Genomic DNA, 4969 nt, shown 5'->3' with positions numbered 1-4969 from the left:
TGGAACGACCTGCGCAACGCGGCGGACGCCTGCGTCTATCACGGTGTCAACATCGAGATGAACCCCACGCGGCACGGCGTGACCCGTGGCCAGTGCCTCTACTTCTTCGACCCGGTGGGCAACCGCAACGAGATGTTCACTGGCGGCTACTGGGTCGACCCCGGCTCCGAGCCGATCACCTGGACCGAGGCCGAGATGGGGCGGGCGATGTTCTACTACGACGGCGTCGTCAACCAGCAGTTCCTCACGGTGCACAGCTGAGGCCCGGGATGACCATCGAGAAGCCCATCAGCGCGTCGTCGTTGCCGCGCACCGAGCGCCCGGACGCACCCGCCTACCTCACTCGACACCAGTCGCGACGCAGCCCGGCGCCGGCCGGACCCGCTGAGCAGGACGAATCGGTCCCGCTCTACCTACGTCAGTTCCGCGATCGCGGCCACACCAGCGAGCCTGTGACGTACGACGGCAACGTCATCGGCACCTCTCGTGCCTGGGCCGAGGTGACCCGCACCAAGGAGATCATCCCGGAGCGGCGCGAGCAGGTCGCCGACATCGACTGCGACATCTACCTCGTCCGACACGGAGAGACCCAGGGCTATTCGTCGGAGTCGGGCCTCACCCCGTTGGGTTCCTGGCAGGCGCATCGGCGGGGCCAGGAACTCGCCCGGAGAGTCACCGATGGCATGAAGGTCGAGATGCTGTGCGCGCCGACGAACCGGGCTCGGCAGACAGCTGAGCACCTGCGCCGTGGTCTGCTCGACAACGTCGAACTCTTCGGCCGGGGGAAGCCCGACATCGGCGAACTCCATGACGACCCCAACTTCCGCAACTTCGAGGTCGCCACGCCCGAGGGTCCCAAGGATGTGACCAGTGCCTTCCGGCTCTATCACCGGGAGATCGAGAAGCTGGAGCGGGTCGGCCTGGGTGAGCGTCCGGGTTGGCTGGTCGACGTCGACCGCTTCTGGGGAGTTCAACAAGGCGGAGGCGACCCGATCACCCACTGGCTCACCATGCCGATGATGTATTTCGAGCCCCCGGTCTCGTGCGTACGTCGCTTCTGGCGCGGCATCCTCGACGCGCATGCCAGGACGTCTGCCCAGACCGTCGTGGTCGCGACGCACTCCGGACCAATCCGGGCCTTCGCGACGCTTGCGATGGGTTATGACCCGGGCGAGCCGTTCAACACCGAGTTCGTCCGGGTGCGCATCGTCGCCGGCGGGACCACCGCACTCGTGCTCTATCGCAACCGCGTCCAGGAGGTCGTGATCCCCGACCTCGATGCCCTGCCCGCCAACTCCGACCCCCGCTTCCAGGAGTGAAAGCCATGACTGAGTGCCCCAGCGCGATCCCGTTCGGCAGCCTCGCACCCGAGTACCACCCCCAAGTTGGAGGCAAGTGCGCGTCGCTCGGCACCATGATGCAGGCAGGGCTCCCCGTCCCACCGGGCTTCGCGGTGACGACCAAGGTGTTCGTTGACGCCAAGGAGGTCGCCGGTTCGAAACATCGGATCACCGAGATCGTTGACGGCGGGCTCGGCCAGTTCACGGACATTCCTCAGGAAGCGCTGGAAGCCGTCGCGGCCCAAGCACGAGAAGTTGTCATGACCTGGGAGATCCCGGACGAGCACGCGGCGGAGATCCGACAGATGTACGCCGACCTCTGCGTCCTGTCGGGTGTGGAGGATGTGCCCGTGGCGGTCCGTTCCTCGTCCACGGCCGAAGACTCGCCCGATGCGTCGTTCGCGGGTGAGCACGACACCTATCTGTGGGTCTGCGGCATCGACGAGGTGCTCGAGAAGATCCGACGCTGCTGGGCGAGCCTCTATACCGGGCGCGCCATCATGTATCGACACGAGCTGGGCTACGACCACAACAAGGTGGACATGGCCGTGGCCGTGCAGAAGATGGTGCGCCCGCGCGCCGCGGGTGTCGCCTTCACCCTCGACCCGACCAACGGTGACCGTTCCGGGATCTGTATCGACGCGGCCTGGGGCTTCGGCGAGGGGGTGGTCTCGGGCGACGTGACGCCCGACAACTTCCTGATCGACAAGGTCATGTGGACGATCAACCGCCGCACGATCAGCCCGAAGACCCATGCACACCTGCTGACCGAGGTGGAGGGGGCCAGCCACCCGCGGGTCACGCGAGTTGCGCTGCCCGACGACCAGGTCAACGCCCCCTCGCTCACCGATGTGGAGATCCTCACCATTGCCAGGCTCGCGCGGGCGGCGGAGAAGCACTACGGCAGCCCGCAGGACATCGAATGGGCCCTGGACGACGACCTGCCGCCCGGTGAGGACGTAGTCCTCTTGCAGGCCCGTCCCGAGACGGTGTGGAGCAAGAAGCGCCACGCCGTCGGTGACCGACGAGGAGATCATCGCGATCGCCAGGCTTGCCCGGGCGGCGGAGAAACACTACGGCTGCCCCCAGGACATCGAATGGGCCGTGGACGACGACCTCCCCGCGGGTGAGGACACCGTCTTGCTGCAGGCCCGACCGGAGACCGTGTGGAGCAAACGGCATCACAGCGTCGGAGCGAAGGCAGATCTCGTGTCCTCGATCGTCGACACCCTCGTCAACCCGCTCTACGCCGGGAAGGGGAAGCAACCCGCCTGACTCGGGTCAGCACCGCCCCAGAGCGAATTCAGGCGGCGTGATCAGACATCGACATTCACTGCTCTTCACACCTAGGAGTGCCTCATGGCCGATCGTTTCCCCAGTCCCTTCGAGATCGAGACGCCCGCGGGCGCCGAAGGCTGGCAGCAGCTCTACACCCACTCCTCGCTGTTCTGCGACGAGCGCCGTGACTACGAGGACGGCGGCTTCTGGTTCCACGACGGCGTGCACTGGCCCGAGGCCCTGACACCGTGGGACACCACGTTCCTCGAGTTCGCCTTCATCTCGCTCTCCCAGTACAACACCCGCCACTACGTGATCCCGCCAGCACTCGGCGTGGACTTCCGCATCCTCAATGGCTATGTCTACCTGAGCCCCGTTCCCGCACCGGAGGAGGAGATCGAGGCCCGGGTGCCGATGTTCATGGAGCGGGCCGGCTTCTACTTCGGCAACTGGGACCGCCTGTACGACGACTGGCTGGTCAAGGTCCGCGACCTGATCAAGGAGATGAGCGAGCTCAGCTTCACCTCGCTCCCGGAGTTCGAGGACATCGAGGTCATCACGTCCGGGATCGGCAAGGGATCGGGCAACGACTTGCTCGCGTCGTACCACCGACTCCTCGATCTCGGCCTCACCCTGTGGCAGTACCACTTCGAGTTCCTGAACCTCGGGTACGCCGCCTACCTGGACTTCTTCGGGTTCTGCAAGGCCGCGTTCCCCTCAATCCCGGACCTGGCCATTGCCAAGATGGTCGCGGGTGTCGATGTCGACCTCTTCCGCCCCGATGACGAGCTGAAGAGGCTTGCGCGACTGGCGGTGAGCTCCGGGCTCGACGACCGTTTCCAGGCGAGCGACGTCGCTGCCACCTGGGGCAAGCTGGAGGCTGACGAGGAGGGCCGTGGCTGGATCGCCGAGTGGGAGAAGTCGGCCGAACCGTGGTTCAACTTCTCCACCGGATCGGGGTTCTACCACTCGGACAAGATCTGGATCGAGAACATCGAGGTGCCGATCAGCTACATCACCGACTACATCGCCAAGGTCAAGGAGGGTGTCGACCTCAACCGTCCGGTGGCCGCTCTGCACGTCGAGCGCGACCGGGTCGTCTCGGAATACCGGGAGCTGCTCGACTCCGACGAGGACCGCGAGGTCTTCGACGCCAAGCTGGGCCTGTCGCGCACCGTCTTCCCCTACGTCGAGAACCACAACTTCTACGTCGAGCATTGGGGCCACTCGGTGCTCTGGCGCAAGATGCGCGACCTCGGCGGAGTGCTCAAGACGGCTGGCTTCATCGCGGAAGCCGACGACGTGTTCATGATCAAGCGAGCCGAGCTGGGCGACGTGCTCATGGACCTGGTCACCGGCTGGGCGGTCGGTGCGCCCTCCCGCGGCCCGGGCTACTGGCCCGCCGAGATCGAGCGTCGCCACGGCATTCACAAGGCGCTTAAGGCCTGGTCGCCGCCGCCAGCTCTTGGTATCCCACCGGAGGTCGTCACCGAGCCCTTCACGGTCATGCTCTGGGGCATCACGTCTGACTCGGTCTCGGCCTGGCTCAACTCGGGCGAGGACGGAGAAGATGGCGTGCTCAGCGGTTTTGCGGCGTCCCCTGGCCTGGTCGAAGGCCCCGCACGAGTGATCTTCTCCGCCGACCAGATCAGCGAGATCCAGGACGGCGAGATCCTCGTGGCGCCGCTGACGGCACCGTCCTGGGCGCCGATTTTCGGGAAGATCAAGGCAACCGTCACCGACGTCGGCGGCATGATGAGCCACGCTGCCATCGTCTGTCGCGAGTACGGCCTCCCTGCTGTGACCGGGACCGCCTTCGGGACCAAGAGCATCAAGACCGGGCAGATGCTCCGGGTCGACGGCAACACCGGGAAGGTCACGGTGCTGGACTGAGAGCGACCGCTCTCATCCGGCTCCCGGGCCACCCGAACACCAGACGCAGAAGGAGAAACATCGATGCTGACTGTTGAACAGAACGAAGAGATGACCCGGGTTGGACCCGGCACCCGGATGGGCGAACTGCTCCGCCGCTACTGGTACCCCATCGCGTTCGAGCAGGACTTCGACACCAAGCCCAGCAAGACCGTGCGGTTGCTCGGCGAGAACTGGACGCTCTACAAGACCCCGGCCGGCAAGTACGGAATCATCGGCGAGGCATGCCCCCACAGGCGCGCGTCGCTGACCTACGGAATCGTCCACGAGGACGGCATCCGCTGCGGCTACCACGGTTGGAAGTACGACTTCGACGGACAGTGCGTCGAGCAGCCGGCCGAGAACGACAACACCACGTTCCGCGAGAAGATCAAGGCCAAGGCCGGCTCCGCCCAGACGATGGGCGGGATGGTCTGGGT

General features: G+C 65.7%; 6 protein-coding genes. All 6 read left to right on the top strand.

Features of this window, described 5'->3' with window-relative positions:
• On the top strand, nucleotides 1–261 hold a 261-nt coding region (locus tag RMO85_RS03200; RefSeq protein ID WP_310526429.1), incomplete at its 5' end, for a VOC family protein.
• Nucleotides 262–269: 8 nt separating this feature from the next.
• Nucleotides 270–1319 carry a histidine phosphatase family protein gene (locus RMO85_RS03195; RefSeq protein ID WP_310526428.1) on the top strand — a complete coding sequence of 350 codons (1050 nt, stop codon included), beginning with the start codon at nucleotides 270–272 and terminating at the stop codon, nucleotides 1317–1319.
• Nucleotides 1320–1324: 5 nt separating this feature from the next.
• Nucleotides 1325–2470, top strand: coding sequence for a PEP/pyruvate-binding domain-containing protein (locus tag RMO85_RS03190; protein WP_310526427.1), 1146 nt, complete (start codon nucleotides 1325–1327; stop codon nucleotides 2468–2470).
• Complete coding sequence (locus RMO85_RS03185; RefSeq protein WP_310526426.1) at nucleotides 2358–2615, top strand: PEP/pyruvate-binding domain-containing protein; 258 nt, start codon at nucleotides 2358–2360, stop codon at nucleotides 2613–2615. Before RMO85_RS03190 ends, RMO85_RS03185 begins: the two co-directional genes overlap by 113 nt.
• 84 nt (nucleotides 2616–2699) lie before the next feature.
• Nucleotides 2700–4511 (top strand): PEP-utilizing enzyme, encoded by a 1812-nt coding sequence (locus RMO85_RS03180; RefSeq protein ID WP_310526423.1) that lies wholly within the window; start codon nucleotides 2700–2702, stop codon nucleotides 4509–4511.
• A gap of 63 nt (nucleotides 4512–4574) precedes the next feature.
• Nucleotides 4575–4969: Rieske 2Fe-2S domain-containing protein (locus RMO85_RS03175; protein WP_310526422.1), on the top strand; the 395-nt coding region annotated here is incomplete at its 3' end.

It is taken from the genome of Nocardioides sp. (assembly GCF_031422975.1).
Lineage (GTDB): Bacteria > Actinomycetota > Actinomycetes > Propionibacteriales > Nocardioidaceae > Nocardioides.
The sequence above is the reverse complement of the archived record's forward strand: the minus strand, read 5'-3'. Positions and strand labels throughout refer to the sequence as shown.